The sequence below is a fragment of the Sphingomonas sp. AOB5 genome (genome assembly GCF_029433115.1).
GTDB lineage: Bacteria > Pseudomonadota > Alphaproteobacteria > Sphingomonadales > Sphingomonadaceae > Sphingomonas.
In genome coordinates, this window is sequence record NZ_JARNTV010000002.1 from 72555 (window position 1) to 86613 (window position 14059).

13 protein-coding genes are annotated in these 14059 nt (G+C 66.4%); 9 read left to right on the top strand and 4 right to left on the bottom strand.

Annotation, left to right across the window (positions count from 1 at the left end):
* Positions 1-4: 4 nt before the first annotated feature.
* From P1X14_RS01440 to P1X14_RS01465, 6 genes are read left to right on the top strand one after another with little or no spacing between them, the layout of a single operon-like run.
* Positions 5-1582: an NADH-quinone oxidoreductase subunit M gene (locus P1X14_RS01440; RefSeq protein WP_277313519.1), complete on the top strand. Its 1578-nt coding sequence runs from the start codon at positions 5-7 to the stop codon at positions 1580-1582.
* Positions 1582-3027, top strand: coding sequence for an NADH-quinone oxidoreductase subunit NuoN (gene nuoN, locus P1X14_RS01445; RefSeq protein ID WP_277313520.1), 1446 nt, complete (start codon positions 1582-1584; stop codon positions 3025-3027). Before P1X14_RS01440 ends, nuoN begins: the two co-directional genes overlap by 1 nt.
* A gap of 8 nt (positions 3028-3035) precedes the next feature.
* Complete coding sequence (locus tag P1X14_RS01450) at positions 3036-3731, top strand: biotin--[acetyl-CoA-carboxylase] ligase (protein ID WP_277313616.1); 696 nt, start codon at positions 3036-3038, stop codon at positions 3729-3731.
* Between the two features lie 11 nt (positions 3732-3742).
* On the top strand, positions 3743-4528 hold the full coding sequence (locus P1X14_RS01455) for a type III pantothenate kinase (protein ID WP_277313521.1): 786 nt from the start codon (positions 3743-3745) through the stop codon (positions 4526-4528).
* A 31-nt stretch (positions 4529-4559) separates the two neighbouring features.
* The gene (locus P1X14_RS01460; RefSeq protein WP_277313522.1) at positions 4560-6197 is read left to right on the top strand and encodes a ribonuclease J; all 1638 of its coding nucleotides are present in this window, start codon (positions 4560-4562) and stop codon (positions 6195-6197) included.
* A gap of 4 nt (positions 6198-6201) precedes the next feature.
* Positions 6202-6462: a DUF1467 family protein gene (locus P1X14_RS01465; RefSeq protein ID WP_277313523.1), complete on the top strand. Its 261-nt coding sequence runs from the start codon at positions 6202-6204 to the stop codon at positions 6460-6462.
* Here P1X14_RS01465 and P1X14_RS01470 read toward each other — a convergent pair.
* Positions 6459-6917 carry a GyrI-like domain-containing protein gene (locus P1X14_RS01470; RefSeq protein WP_277313524.1) on the bottom strand — a complete coding sequence of 153 codons (459 nt, stop codon included), beginning with the start codon at positions 6915-6917 and terminating at the stop codon, positions 6459-6461. The genes P1X14_RS01465 and P1X14_RS01470 overlap by 4 nt on opposite strands.
* Positions 6918-6922: 5 nt before the next feature.
* Positions 6923-9235 (bottom strand): hypothetical protein, encoded by a 2313-nt coding sequence (locus tag P1X14_RS01475; RefSeq protein WP_277313525.1) that lies wholly within the window; start codon positions 9233-9235, stop codon positions 6923-6925.
* Positions 9236-9317: 82 nt separating this feature from the next.
* On the opposite strand from P1X14_RS01475, the gene P1X14_RS01480 reads away from it, so the two are divergent.
* The 3 genes from P1X14_RS01480 to P1X14_RS01490 all read left to right on the top strand — a co-directional run bounded on the left by P1X14_RS01480 (position 9318) and on the right by P1X14_RS01490 (position 11487).
* Positions 9318-9611: an Hpt domain-containing protein gene (locus tag P1X14_RS01480; RefSeq protein ID WP_277313526.1), complete on the top strand. Its 294-nt coding sequence runs from the start codon at positions 9318-9320 to the stop codon at positions 9609-9611.
* A gap of 67 nt (positions 9612-9678) precedes the next feature.
* Positions 9679-10068 carry a DoxX family protein gene (locus P1X14_RS01485; RefSeq protein ID WP_277313527.1) on the top strand — a complete coding sequence of 130 codons (390 nt, stop codon included), beginning with the start codon at positions 9679-9681 and terminating at the stop codon, positions 10066-10068.
* Positions 10069-10137: 69 nt separating this feature from the next.
* On the top strand, positions 10138-11487 hold the full coding sequence (locus P1X14_RS01490; RefSeq protein ID WP_277313528.1) for a cytochrome P450: 1350 nt from the start codon (positions 10138-10140) through the stop codon (positions 11485-11487).
* On the opposite strand, the gene P1X14_RS01495 is transcribed toward P1X14_RS01490, so the two are convergent.
* On the bottom strand, positions 11484-12662 hold the full coding sequence (locus P1X14_RS01495) for a VWA domain-containing protein (RefSeq protein WP_277313529.1): 1179 nt from the start codon (positions 12660-12662) through the stop codon (positions 11484-11486). The genes P1X14_RS01490 and P1X14_RS01495 overlap by 4 nt on opposite strands.
* Positions 12663-12665: 3 nt before the next feature.
* Positions 12666-14033, bottom strand: a complete 1368-nt coding sequence (locus P1X14_RS01500) for a hypothetical protein (RefSeq protein WP_277313530.1) — start codon at positions 14031-14033, stop codon at positions 12666-12668.
* Positions 14034-14059 lie beyond the last annotated feature (26 nt).

Here is a 14059-nt window from a genome sequence, read left to right on the forward strand (position 1 = left end):
GCGCATGACCGGATTTCCCATCCTTTCGATCATGCTCGCGGTCCCTGCGGTCGCGGCCATTGCCTGTCTGTTCGTCGACGCGAAGGCGGCGCGCTGGATCGCGCTGGGCGCGACCCTGATCGATCTCGTCCTGGGCGGTATGCTCTGGGCCTGTTTCGACATGGGTCCGCACGCGGCCCAGTGGCAGTTCGTCGAGCATAGCGCGGTCCTCGGCCGCTTCGGCTGGTCGCTCGGGATCGACGGCTTCGCGCTGATGCTGATCCTGCTCAGCGTGTTCCTGATGCCGATCTGCATCCTGGCGAGCTGGGACGCGATCCAGGATCGTGTTTCCGAATATATGGCGGCGTTCCTCGTCACCGAAGTGCTGATGATCGGCACCTTCGCGGCGCAGGATATCTTCCTGTTCTACATCTTCTTCGAAGCCGGCCTGATCCCGATGTACCTGATCATCGGCATCTGGGGCGGTGCGAACCGGATCTACGCGTCGTACAAATTCTTCCTCTACACGCTGCTCGGCTCGCTGCTGATGCTGATCGCCATGATGTACATGGTGGGCACCGCAGGCACGACCAGCATCCCGACGCTGATGGCCTATGACTTCCCGGCGGAAGTCCAGACATGGTTATGGCTGGCCTTCTTCGCTTCGTTCGCGGTGAAGATGCCGATGTGGCCGGTCCACACCTGGCTTCCCGACGCACACGTGCAGGCGCCGACCGCAGGTTCGGTGATCCTGGCGGGCGTGCTGCTGAAGCTCGGCGGTTACGGCTTCCTGCGCTTCTCGCTGCCGATGTTCCCCGAGGCTTCGGCCCAGCTCACCTGGCTGGTCTTCGCCCTCTCGGCCGTCGCGGTGGTCTACACCTCGCTCGTCGCACTGGTGCAGTCCGACATGAAGAAGCTGATCGCCTATTCGTCGGTCGCGCATATGGCGATCGTCACCTTCGGCCTGTTCGCGTTCAACGCGCAGGGCATCGAAGGCGCGATGATGGTGATGCTCGGCCACGGCCTGGTCTCGGGCGCGCTGTTCCTGTGCGTCGGCGTGATCTACGACCGGCTGCACACCCGCGAGATCGACCGCTACGGCGGCCTTGCGATCAACATGCCGAAATACGCCGTGTTCTTCATGCTGTTCACCATGGCCTCGGTCGGCCTGCCGGGCACCAGCAACTTCATCGGCGAATTCCTCGCGCTGGCGGGCATCTACCAGATCTCGACCTTCTACGCGTTCATGGCGACCACCGGCATCATCCTGGGCGCGGCGTACATGCTGTACCTCTATCGCCGGGTGGTGTTCGGCGATCTGACCAAGGACGATGTCCGCGCCATGCCGGACCTCAACGTCCGCGAGATCCTGACGCTGGCGCCGATTGCGGCGGCGGTGCTGTGGATGGGCGTGTACCCCGAAAGCTTCCTGAAGCCGATGCGCCCCGACGTCTCTCGCCTGGTCGAGCGGATCGAGCGCGCCAAGCCGGCTGGGGACTCCCAGCCTACCCCGGGTAACCCTGCGGCCGCCAAGGCCGCGCACGACGCACATGGCGCCCCCGCTGCGCACGGCGAACCCGCCGCAAAGACCGAGGCGCACTGATGTCCTACTCCCTCCAGCTCGCCATGACCCTGCCCGAGATCGTTCTCGGCCTGGGCGCGATCCTGCTGATGCTCGTCGCCGCATGGGGCGGGCAGGCCTCCACCCGCGTGGTCAGCTATGCCGCGGTCGCGGTGATCGCCGGCGCGTTCATCGCCCTGTTCGGTCCGGCCTCGGCCGGCGGCAGCGCGTTCGACGGCCTGTACCGCGCAGACATGTTCGCCGCCTTCTCCAAGGCAGTGATTTATGCCGCGGCAGCGGTCTCCATCCTGATCGCGCCGAACTTCTTCCAGCGCACCAGCGGCGAGGATCTGCGTCCGGAATATCCGGTGCTCATCCTGCTCTCGACCGCAGGCATGGGCATGATGGTGTCGGCGGGCGACCTGCTGACCCTCTATGTCGGCCTCGAGCTGATGAGCCTCGCATCCTACGTCCTCGCCAGCTTCATGCGTCGCGACACGCGTTCTGCCGAAGCGGGCCTGAAATACTTCATCCTCGGCGCGCTCGCCTCGGGTATGCTGCTCTACGGCATCAGCCTGGTCTATGGCTTCAGCGGCACGACCCTGTTCGGCGGTATCGCCGATGCCTATGGTGAGGGCCGTTCGCTTGGCCTGCTGATCGGTCTGGTCTTCGTCTTCGCCGGCCTCGCCTTCAAGATCAGCGCCGTGCCGCTGCACATGTGGACGCCCGACGTCTATGAAGGCGCACCGACCCCGGTGACCACCTTCTTCGCCAGCGCGCCCAAGATGGCGGCGATGGCGATGGCGATCCGCGTCGCGATCGAGGCGATGGGTCCCGCGATCCATGACTGGCGCCAGATCGTCGTGTTCGCGGCGCTCGCTTCGATCCTGCTCGGCGCGTTCGGCGCGATCGGTCAGAAGAACATCAAGCGGCTGCTGGCCTATTCGTCGATCAACAATGTCGGTTTCGCGCTGATCGGTCTGGCCGCGGGCACGCAGGCCGGTGTCGCCAGCGTGCTGTTCTACATGGCCGTCTATGTCGTCATGACCATCGGCTGCTTCCTGATCGTGCTTCAGATGCGCGATGCGGCGGGCAATCAGGTCGAGGAGATCGACGCTCTCTCGGGCATGTCGCAGACCCGTCCGGGGCTGGCCGCGGCGATGGCAATCTTCATGTTCAGTCTCGCCGGCATCCCGCCGCTGCTCGGCTTCTTCTCGAAGCTGGAAGTGTTCAACGCCGCGGTTCAGGCAGATCTGCTCTGGCTGGCCTCGATCGGCATCGTCGGATCGGTGCCGGGCGCCTTCTACTATCTCTCGATCATCAAGCGGATGTATTTCGACAAGCCCGCGCCGAAGTTCGAGGGGCGTCCGGGCGTGATCGAAGGCGGGCTGATCACGCTCAGCGCGGTGGCGCTCTCGCCGCTCAGCTGGTTCGGCCTGACCTGCCTGTCGGCCTGGACGATGCTGGCCGCGAAGTCGCTGTTCTGACCGTCACGATCCGCACCGTCGCCGAGACGGGTTCGACCAATGCCGATCTCGCCGGCCTCGCCCGCAGCGGCGCGGCCGAAGGGCTGTGGCTGAGGGCCGAACGCCAGACCGCGGGCAAGGGTCGGCAAGGCAGGGCGTGGGAATCCCCCGTCGGCAACCTGTTCGCTTCGACGCTGGTTCGGCTACGGCCAAGCGATCCGCAGGGCGCCACGCTCGCGCTGGTCGCGGCGGTGGCGCTCGAGGATGCGGTGTCGACCTTCCTGCCCGGCCAGGCGATGCTCAAATGGCCCAACGATCTGCTGATCGACGGCGCCAAGCTCTCGGGCATCCTGCTCGAACGGGTCGACGATGCCGTCATCATCGGCTTCGGCGTCAATCTGGCGCATCATCCCGAGGGTCTCGAACGCCCCGTCACCGGCCTCGCCGCACACGGCGTCACGCCCGATCCGCATATCTTCCTCGAAACCCTCGCCGAAAGTCTGGAGCGCTGGATCGCACGCTGGCGGGGCGAGGGGCTTGGTCCAGTCCGCGACCGCTGGCTCGCCCGCGCGCACCCGATGGGCACCGCGCTCACCGCGCGACAGGCCGATGGCAGTTCGCAGGATGGCCTGTTCGGCGGCCTCACCGGTGACGGCGCGCTCATCCTTCGCTTGGCCGATGGCTCCAGCCATGTCATTCACGCCGCCGATGTATTCCTGATCTAGAGGAAAGCCCGATGCTGCTCGCGATCGACGCCGGCAACACCAATGTCGTCTTCGCGCTCGTTGATGCGGGCGAGATCCGCGCGCGCTGGCGGATCGCCACCGATCCGCGCCGCACCGCCGACGAATATGCCGTGTGGCTCAGTCAGTTGCTTGGCCTCGAAGGCTTCACCATGGCTTCGGTGACCGCGGTCATCCTCGGCACGGTGGTGCCCCGTGCGCTTCACAATCTTCAGGTGCTCAGCAGCAAATACTTCAAGACCGAGGCCGTGATCGCAGGCAAGGGCGACGCAGACTGGGGCTTTCAGCTCGACGTGGACGAGCCGGACAATCTGGGCGCAGACCGTGCGCTCAACTGCATCGCGGCGCATGCCCGCCATCCCGGCGACCTCGTTATTATCGATTTCGGCACCGCGACCACCTTCGACGTGATCGACTTCAAGGGCACGTACAAGGGCGGCATCATCGCGCCGGGCATCAACCTGTCGCTCGATGCGCTCGTCACCGCGGCCGCCAAGCTGCCCCGCATCGCGATCGAGGCGCCCAAGGGCAATAACAGCGTGATCGGCCGCAACACGGTCGATCAGATGCAGATCGGCATCTATTGGGGCTATATCGCGATGATCGAAGGGCTGGTCGCGCGCACCAAGGCCGAGATCGGCCGTCCCGCCAAGGTGATCGCCACCGGCGGCCTCGCCGTCCTGTTCGAGAAGCATACCGATGTGTTCGACGTGATCGAACCCGACCTTACCATCCAGGGCCTGTCGATGCTCTGGGCACGCAGCCATAGCGCCAAATGAGCGTTGAGGCAGCGCAACTGATTGGAACGATGTGACCCCCGGTAAAGAACTCCTCTTCCTCGCGCTCGGCGGCTCGGGCGAGATCGGCATGAACGTCAATCTCTACGGCACGCAGGGCAAGTGGCTGATGGTCGATTGCGGCATCACCTTCGGCGACGCGAACTATCCCGGCGTCGACGTGATCCTGCCCGACCTCCAGTTCATCGAGGAACGGCTCGACGATCTGCTCGGCATCGTGCTGACCCATGGGCATGAGGATCATATCGGCGCGCTGCCCTATCTCGCCGCCGATCTGGGCGTGCCGCTCTATGCCACCCCGTTCACCGCGGGCCTGATCCGCGGCAAGCTGGAGGAAGAGGGTGTCGAGGATCGCGTCCGGCTGAACGTTGTGAAGGACGAGGAGCCGTTCGATATCGGCCCCTTCACCGTGCGTTACGTCCCGCTGGCCCACTCGATCCCCGAGGGCAACGCGGTGCTGATCGAGACGCCCTATGGCAAGATCATGCACACCGGCGACTGGAAGCTGGACGACAGCCCCTCGCTGGGCGGCGCTTCCACCGCCGAGGAACTGACCGCAATCGGCGACCAGGGCGTGCTGGCTCTGGTCTGCGATTCCACCAACGTCTTCAATCCCGAAGCCTCGGGTTCGGAAGGCGAGGTCCGCAAGGGGCTGGACGAAGTGATCGGCGCCGCCACCGGCCGCGTTCTGGTCACCACCTTCGCCTCGAACGCCGCGCGCCTACAGACGTTGGGCGAAGTCGCGGTCGATACCGGGCGCCAGCTCTGCGTCGCGGGCCGCTCGCTCGACCGCATCCTGCGTGTGGCCAAGCAGACCGGCTATCTGCGCGATTTCCCCGAAACGATCGATTTCGACACCGCCATGTCGCTGCCGCCGGGCCGCGTCATGATCGTGGCGACCGGCGGGCAGGGCGAACCCCGCGCCGCCCTGTCGCGGATCGCCGAGGGACAGCACCAGATCAAGCTGGGCAAGGGCGACACCGTGTTGTTCTCGTCGCGCCAGATCCCGGGCAACGAGATCGCCATTGGCCGCATCATGAACATTCTGGCGGGGCAGGGTGTCGATCTGGTGACCGATCGCCAGGCCTTTATCCACGTCTCCGGCCATCCGGGCCGCCCCGAACTGGCCGAGATGTACAAGTGGATCCGCCCGCAGATCCTGCTGCCGGTCCATGGCGAGGTGCGCCACATGCACGAACAGGCGCGCTTCGGCCGTTCGCTCGGCATCCCGGCCGCGATCGAACAGGTCAATGGCGACATCATCCGGCTGGCGCCGGGCAAGCCGCACAAGGTGGGCGAGGCGCATGCCGGCCGCCTCGTGCTGGATGGGGACGTGATCCTGCCTGCCGACGGCACGACGATCAACGAACGCCGTCGCGTGGCGCTCTACGGCCAGATCTCGGTCGCAGTCGCGCTCGACAAGAATGGCCGCCTGTTCGGCAAGCCGCAGATCCGCGTGCAGGGCGTGCCGGTAGAGGAAGATCGCGACAAGTTCATCGCCGAAGCCGCGGACGCCGCCGCCGAAGCGGTCCGCGCGGGCAAGTCCGGCGGCGAAGCATTGCGCGAGGCGCTACGGCTCGCCGTTCGGCGCACCGCGACCCGCTTCACCGGCAAGAAGCCGGTGGTCGATGTGCTGGTGATCGAGGCCTGATCCGATGAAGTGGCAATCCGCGCTCGCAATCTATGTGCTGTTCTGGTCGCTCTGCGTCTTCTTCGTGCTGCCGTTCGGCGTGAAGACCTCGCAGGAAGCGGGCGTGGAGATGGTGCCCGGACAGGCCGACAGCGCCCCGGCCAGCTTCAGCCTGGCCAAGGTCGCGATCCGCACGACGATCGTCTCGACGATCCTCTTCGCGATCTTCCTGCTCAACTATATCTTCGGCTGGGTGACCACCGAGATGCTCGACTGGGCGCACTAGGCTCGGACGGGGAACCATAATTCGATCAGCCCGGTCGCGGTGATCGGATCGAAATTCTCGTCATAGCGCTCGAAATCCGGGCCTTCGTCCGCCGTCAGGCCCAGTGCGGCAAGTTCGCCGCCCGCAAGCCGATCCCGCAGGCTGCGCGCCTCGGCGGCATGCCCGCGATGCTCGAACACCGCATAGCGCCGCTGCGGCAGTGCGATCCGCTCGAGCGTGGCGGGCAGGGCCTCGAACCCGTCGACCTCCACCGCCGCGAGATAGTCGACCATCTCCGCGTCCGGCGCCTCGAGATGAAGTCCATAGCCGGTCTGCGCCGCCTGACCCGGAATCCGGCCGAGCACGACCAGGTCCATCCACTGCCGCCGGGAGTCGCTGGCCATCTTGGCGCGCGGGTGCGAACGCCGGATACCGGCCAGCCTCAGTCCGCCCTGATCGACCAGCCGGGGCTGCACCGGGCTCAGCCCCGCAGCCGTTCGATCGCCTGTGCCAGCGCGACGTAGAGCTTGCCCATGTCGGACGAGAGCAGGGTTACGCCCAGCGGCGATCCGTCACGCAGCGCGAGGATCTGGCGGAGCATCGCCTCGAAATCATGGATGTAGCGGTTGACGTTGTCGCGGAAGACCTCGTCCTCGTCATACAGCCGCGCCACTTCGCGGGTCTCTCCCGCATCCAGCAGCCGTACCGCACGGCGGGTAAAGACCCCGCGATCGCCCTTGAGATAGGCCGACCAGGCGCTGTCGGTCACTTCGGCCGAGAAGCTCTTGGTGATGTCGATCGACGCCGAATTGAGCGCCTCGATCAGCAAGGTCACGCGGCGCGCGAAATTATCGCTGTCGCTCTTCTCATGCTCCGCGCGCGCCTTGTCGATCTGGCGATCCACCTGCGAGGTGGTCTCGGCCAGCGCCAGCATCTGCTGTGTGAGCCGCTCGGACGCCCGCGTGGCGGCGGTAACCGCAGCCTCGGTAGTGTCGGCCAGCTCGACCAGCTGGCGGCGCACCGAAGCATCCATTGCGCGGCTGAGCGCGGCATTGCCCGCTTCCTCCAGCGCCGCCTCGGCAACCGGCACGATCCCCGCCAGCGTGTTGCGCGCATGATCGGCCGCCTGAGCCGAAGTCTCGCGCACGCGGAGCAGCGCGTCGATCAACTGCGGCGCGGCTTCGGAGGCAAAGCGGCGCGTGGTGGAAATGGCATCGTCGACGATCGCTTCGAGATCGTTGGCCTTCTCACGGCCGCTGGCGAGCGTCTCCAGCAGCGATTCCTGGGTCTTGGCCAGCGTATCGGTCTGCTGCTTGACCACATCGGCAATCGCTTCGATCGCGTCGTGCGTGCTCTCCGCGGCGGTGACCAGCGCCAGCAGTTCGGGCTTGCTCTCGGCCACCACGCGACGGCTGAGCGCTATCCGCGCATCGAGCCGGTCGAGCGCCTCCGGCAGCGTCTCGTCGATCTCGCGCGCCGATGCATCGAGCGCGGTCAGCAGGTCTTCCGAGGTCGCGATCACCGCGCGCGCCGTGGTCTCGCCCGCGCGCATCGTCGCCGCGGTCGCTTCGAAGGATTCGCCCAGCGCGCTGACCTGCGCGGCAAGCGCCTGGGTGCGGTCCATGCCCGCGGCGTGGAGCACCGCGAGTTCCTGATCGGTGCGCTTCACCCCGTCGGTCAGCGTCCTGAACAGCTCGCTGCCGCGGTCCTTCTCTTCGCCCAGCCGCTCGGAAATGCGGCCAACGGCTTCCTCGATGGTCGCGATCCGCTCGGCCAGCGCATCCGCACTGTCCTTGCCGGCACGATCCAGCGCAGCCTGATTGGCGCCGAGCATGGCGAGCATCGCTTCGCCCTGCGCCGCGATCCCCTTGCGCGCTTCGTCCACGGCATTGGCGGCACGATCCAGCACCGCATCAACCGCAGTCGACATCTCGCCGGTAACCGATTCCAGCCGCGCGCTGGCAGTCTCGCTGGTCGCTTCCATCCGCGCGATATGCGCCGCGAGCCGGTCTGCAGCGCCACCGGCGACGGTGTCGGCCTCACGCCCGCGATCGGCGAGCGCGGTAAGTTGGGTATCGAGTGCCGCCGCACGCTCGCTGGCGATCAGGCCCGCGGCGTCCACGCGCGCGGCCATGCCCTGCATTTCCTCATGCGCCTTGGGCAGCGAGGAGAGGACAACCGCGACGCTCTTCTCGGCATCGGTAACCGCTTCGACGAGGGTACGCGTGCTGGCATCGACCACGCGCGCCTGCTGGCCCATTTCGGTCGCCAGACCCGCCATCCGCTCGGCCGCCGCATCGCCCATCGCCATCAGCGTGGTCGTCTGCTGCGCCAGCGCCGCGCGATTATCCTCGATACGGCGCGCCAGCGTCTCGACGACACGCTCCAGCGCTGCCGCCTCGGAGCGCATCGCCCGGGCGGTCTTGCCGAAGCGTTGCGCCTCCGCACGGCTGGTGTGCATCGCCAGAAGGTACAGTATCGCGATCAGCGCGAGCGGAACGCAGAGTTCCGCCACCAGCCGGACGAGTTCGACCGGCGCCATCGGCTGGGTCAGCATATCGCGCATCGCCCATAGCGAGCCGCCGATCCAGCCAAGCGACAGAAGAATGGCGAGGGCAGGGGCGAGCCAGCCGAAGCTGCGGCGCGGCGCTTCCTCCTCATCCGCCTCCACTTCGGCCGCGTAAACGGCCTCCGGCTCGGCCGACGCTTCGAAAGCGTCGTTGGCGAGCAACAGTTCCTCTTCGCCGCTTGCCGTCGGCGCGAGAATGGGTTCGGCGGTTTTGGCCCCTGTCATGTGACCCATTTACCACATTTCGCTGCCGGTCCAACTCCGTAAGGAAACGAAGCATTAACTGGGGTTAAGCTACTCTTTGATCATGGCGTATGATCCCGGTGCAATCGATGCGACGCTGGCGGCAGCGGTAGGCGATGAGCCTGCTCTGATCGCGGAGCTGCGCGAGGCTTTCCTCGATGGCGTGAAGCGCAATCTGGAGGGCATGAAGTCGGCCGACACGCCCGACGGATGGACCGCCGCGGCACTGCGTCTCAAGGGTCTGGCCGCCAGCTTCGGCGCGGTTCGCCTGATGGCGCTGGCGGGCGAAGCCGCCAACGGCCTGGCGCACGACAATGCGACGCTGCGCCGCCTGCATCGGGCGATTGAACGCCTCTGATCCTCCTTACGGTTGCGCTCCCGATCGAAGTTACATAAACTAACTTCGAAACGAGGGGAGCCTGCATATGTCGCCCAAGGCGATGACGATCACCGGATGGGTCCTGACCGGCCTGTTCTCGCTGTTCATTCTGGGCGCATCGGTGTTCCCGAAACTCTCCGGCATGCCGATTGCCGAGGAGACCATGGCACAACTCGGCTGGCCCGCCGGCTATGTCATGATGATCGGCCTGATCGAGCTGGCCTGCCTGATCCTCTATCTCTTCCCGCGCACGAGCGTGCTGGGCGCCATATTGTTCATGGGCGTGTTCGGCGGCGCGATGGCGACCCAGATCCGCGCGGAAATGCCGCTCTACAGCAACATCCTCTTCAGCCTGTATCTCGGCCTGTTCATGTGGGGCGGGTTATGGCTGCGCGATCCGGCATTGCGGGCGATCTTTCCGTTCCGGAAGGGCTGATCTGACCGCTTTGGCACTGGCCCCGCCAGCGTCCCGGGCGTAGAGCCAGCCCCGAAAGGGGGGCGGACCATGGCGACCGGACAGCAGATCGTGCCGCCCGCCATTTATCCGCCCTCGCGCGAACCCGGCCTGAAGGAATCGCTCCGCGCGGTCCGCACCGTGGTCGACGGCTGGCCCGCCCAGGTTTTCACGGGCGGCATCTACCGTTCTCGCCTTCCCGGCGCCCCGCTGATCGTCAGCGATCCCGATCTCGCCCATGAGGTGCTGGTCGATCGCGCCGACGAGTTCCCGCATGGCGAACTGTTCAACCGCCTGTTCCGCCCGGTCTGGGGACGCGGCATCTTTGTCAGCGAAGGCCATGAGTGGCGCTGGCAGCGCCGAGCCGCAGCACCTGCCTTCCGCCCGTCCGCGATGCATGCGCTCGCGCCGGTGATGAGCGCCGCCGCAGAGGGTGTCGCGGCGCGCTGGACGAACGGAGTTCCCGTCAACCTGCATGACGAAATGCGCCGGCTCACGCTGCAGGTGCTGTTCGACGCCGTGCTGTCCGGTGGCGCCGATTTTCCTGACAAGGCGGAAACCAGCCGCCATGTGCATCGCTTCCTGGATGGGGTCGGGCAGTTCAGCCTGCGCGATTTCCTGCCGATCCCAGAGCGCTGGCGCGGCTCGACCGCGGGACGGGGAAGTGCCGATGCCGCCTATCTGCGCGCCGGCGTCGACGCGATGGTCTCGCGGCGGCGTGCGCTGGCCGAGCAGCCCGACGATCTCGTCACCATGCTGATGCAGGCTGCCGACCCGGAGACGGGTCAGCGCATGGACGACGAACTGCTGCGCGACAATCTGCTGGGGTTCATTGCCGCGGGCACCGACACTTCGTCCTTCGCTTTGTCATGGGCACTGTGGCTCGTCGCGCATCACCCGGAAGTCGAGGGGCGGCTGCTGGCCGAGATCGAGGCGGTAGCAGGGCAGGGGCCGATCGGCGGGACACATGTGGGCCAGCTCATCTTCACGAGGCAGGTGATCCAGGAGACCCAGCGCCTCTATCCCGGCGCCGTCGCGCTGGTGCGCACCGCAGCGGCCGATTGCGAACTGGGCGGTCACAAGGTGCGCAAGGGCGCGCTGGTCCAGATCGCCACCTATGCGCTCCATCGCCGCGCCGATCTGTGGTCCCACCCCGAACGCTTCGATCCCGACCGGTTCAGCGGGGAAAAACCCGCCGCCGCTATCTACCACCCCTTCGGCGCGGGCCCTCGCATCTGCATGGGCGCGGCGTTCGCGATGACCGAGATGGTGGCGTCGCTCGCGACCCTGGTCCGCGCAGTTCGCTTAGCTCCCGATCCAGCGCGACCAGTGGAAATCGGCGTACGGCTCGGCGCGCTGGTGGGCCAGGGCGGCATGTGGATGCTGCCTTACAGGCGTTAGCGCTTCCGGCTGAGTTCCCGCGTCGCATCGTCCAGCCCCGCCAGCGTCAGCGGATACATCCGGTCGGTCATCAGCTCGCGCATGATCCGCGTGGACTGCGAATAGCCCCATTGCGCCTCGGGAATCGGATTGAGCCACACCGCGGCGGGATAGGTGTTGGTCACGCGCTGCATCCACGCCGCGCCGGCTTCCTCGTTGAAATGCTCGACCGATCCGCCCGGATGGCTGATCTCGTACGCGCTCATCGCGGCGTCTCCCACGAAGATCACCTTATAGTCGTGCCCGTACTTGTGGAGCACGTCCCAGGTCGGCGTACGCTCGGTGAAGCGGCGGCGATTGTCCTTCCACACGCCTTCGTACAGACAGTTGTGGAAGTAGAAGAATTCGAGGTTCTTGAACTCGGCGGTCGCGGCAGAGAACAGCTCCTCGCACAGCTTTATGAACGGATCCATCGATCCGCCGACATCGAGGAAAAGCAGCAATTTCACCGCATTGTGCCGCTCCGGCCGCATGCGGATATCGAGCCAGCCCTGGCGCGCGGTGCCTTCGATGGTGCCTTCCAGATCGAGTTCGTCCGCTGCCCCCTCGCGGGCAAAGCGGCGCAGGCGGCGCAGCGCCACCTTGATGTTGCGTGTGCCCAGCTCGCGGGTGGCGTCCAGATTCTTGAACTCGCGGCCTTCCCACACCTTCAGCGCGCGCTTGTGCTTGCTCTCGCCGCCGATGCGGACGCCCTCGGGATTATAGCCGCCATTGCCGAAAGGCGAGGTGCCGCCGGTGCCGATCCACTTGTTTCCGCCCTGATGCCGGCCCTGCTGCTCCTCGAGCCGCTTCTTCAGCGTCTCCATGATCTCGTCCCACGAACCGAGCGACTTGATCTTCTCCATTTCCTCCGGGGTCAGGAATTTCTCGGCCACGGCCTTCAGCCAGTCCTCGGGAATCTCGGCAGGGGCCACGCCATAGCTGGACGAGATGCCTTTGAAGACCTTGGCGAACACCTGGTCGAACCGGTCGAGCAGCCCCTCGTCCTTCACGAAAGTCGCGCGGGCGAGGAAGTAGAAGGCCTCGGGCGTGCGGTCGATCACATCGCTGTCGAGCGCTTCGAGTAGGACCAGATGCTCCTTCAGGCTGGCGGAAATACCCGCGGCGCGCAGCTCGTCGAGGAAGTTGAAGAACATGGGTCAGCGATGCTCCTCTGCGACGCGCTCGTAAAGCTTCCAGTGCGTGCCGGACAGGCCTTCGGGATGCGCCTCGGCGATCGGTTGATAGATGGTGCCGCAATGTTCGGGGGCGTCGGGAAACCGATCGAACCCGTCGCGGTCGACGAACAGGAAGCGCGGGGCGGGGCAGGGTGTCTCGACGATGGTCAGCCGGTAGCCCGACGAGACGCTCGCCGCGCGCAGCACCGCAACGGCGCGATCCCGCTCGGCGGTGACATCCGCTCCGGCAGGCGCCCTGTCGCGCATCGCGGCGATGGCGCGGCCGGGATCGGCGCGCTGGTCGACGATCAGGCGCCAGTCCTTGTCGAGCGCGAACCACGCCACCACGACGATCGCGATGCAGCCGAACATGCGCGCCAGCCCGGGCCACTCGATCCGCCGCGCGATCAGCACCGCCATCAGCATCAGCCCGCCGATGCTGGCGACGATATGGTATCGCGGTGCCCCGCTGTTCGGCAGCTGCGCCAGCGCGATCGCCAGCGGCACCAGCAGCAGGATGACCCAATAGGCCAGCTCGTTGCGCTCCGCCTTCCGGGCAAGCGGCGCCTCGCCCAGACCGAGCAGCAGCACCAGCAGCGCGATCGGCAGGATGCCGCCGATCCAGTAGTTCGCCAGCAGGCTCACGCCGTTCCACCAGCTCGCCCAGCTGAAGGCCTCGACATTGCCGAACTGCAGTTCCCCCTGCGCCGCCCACAGGATCAGCCCCAGCATCGCGATGGCGGGCAGGGCCAAGGGCAGCAGGACGCGCGCCGAAAGCATCAGCGTCTCCCGCCACGAACGCCCGTGCTTGAGGGTGAGCACGACCCAGAGCGCCATCGCCGCCAAACCGAACGCCATGGTCAGTTGCGAAGCCATGCCCAGCAGTGAGGCAAGGGCAAGCGGCACCACCGGCAGCCGCTGCCCCGGATCGTCCATCCACCGCGCGGCCAGCAGAGCCGCAACCATCAGCGCCAGGATCATCGGCGCATAGCCCCGCGCTTCCGATCCATAAATGACCAGCAACGGCGACACCGCGAACAGCAACGCGGCAACCAGCGCCATCGCCACACCGTCCCGCCGCCCGATCAGCGCCGCGACGACAATGGCCGCCGTACCGGTCAGGACCGAAAGGCCACGCTGTAGCACCGGCGGTGCGTCCAGACCTACCATCTGCAGCCACAGCGTGTTCAGGTGATGGTTGTTGTCATGATTGATGTTGAGGAACACGCCCAGCGGCGTCCCCACATCATGCGCCTGAACCGCCGACCAAGCCTCGTCGAGCCAAAGCGCCCCGGTTCCGGCAGCGACGCGCAGCGCAAGACCGAGTACCGCTATGGCGGCGACTGCCAACCAAAGACGACGCCCCCCAGCCATGG

Bases quoted from the DNA above. Each gene is read 5' to 3' on its own strand.
- P1X14_RS01485 (WP_277313527.1), top strand. From the start codon at position 9,679: ATGTCGCCCAAGGCGATGACGATCACCGGATGGGTCCTGACCGGCCTG.
- P1X14_RS01475 (WP_277313525.1), bottom strand. From the start codon at position 9,235: ATGACAGGGGCCAAAACCGCCGAACCCATTCTCGCGCCGACGGCAAGC.
- P1X14_RS01490 (WP_277313528.1), top strand. From the start codon at position 10,138: ATGGCGACCGGACAGCAGATCGTGCCGCCCGCCATTTATCCGCCCTCG.
- P1X14_RS01480 (WP_277313526.1), top strand. From the start codon at position 9,318: ATGGCGTATGATCCCGGTGCAATCGATGCGACGCTGGCGGCAGCGGTA.
- P1X14_RS01440 (WP_277313519.1), top strand. From the start codon at position 5: ATGACCGGATTTCCCATCCTTTCGATCATGCTCGCGGTCCCTGCGGTC.
- nuoN (WP_277313520.1), top strand. From the start codon at position 1,582: ATGTCCTACTCCCTCCAGCTCGCCATGACCCTGCCCGAGATCGTTCTC.
- P1X14_RS01455 (WP_277313521.1), top strand. From the start codon at position 3,743: ATGCTGCTCGCGATCGACGCCGGCAACACCAATGTCGTCTTCGCGCTC.
- P1X14_RS01465 (WP_277313523.1), top strand. From the start codon at position 6,202: ATGAAGTGGCAATCCGCGCTCGCAATCTATGTGCTGTTCTGGTCGCTC.
- P1X14_RS01495 (WP_277313529.1), bottom strand. From the start codon at position 12,662: ATGTTCTTCAACTTCCTCGACGAGCTGCGCGCCGCGGGTATTTCCGCC.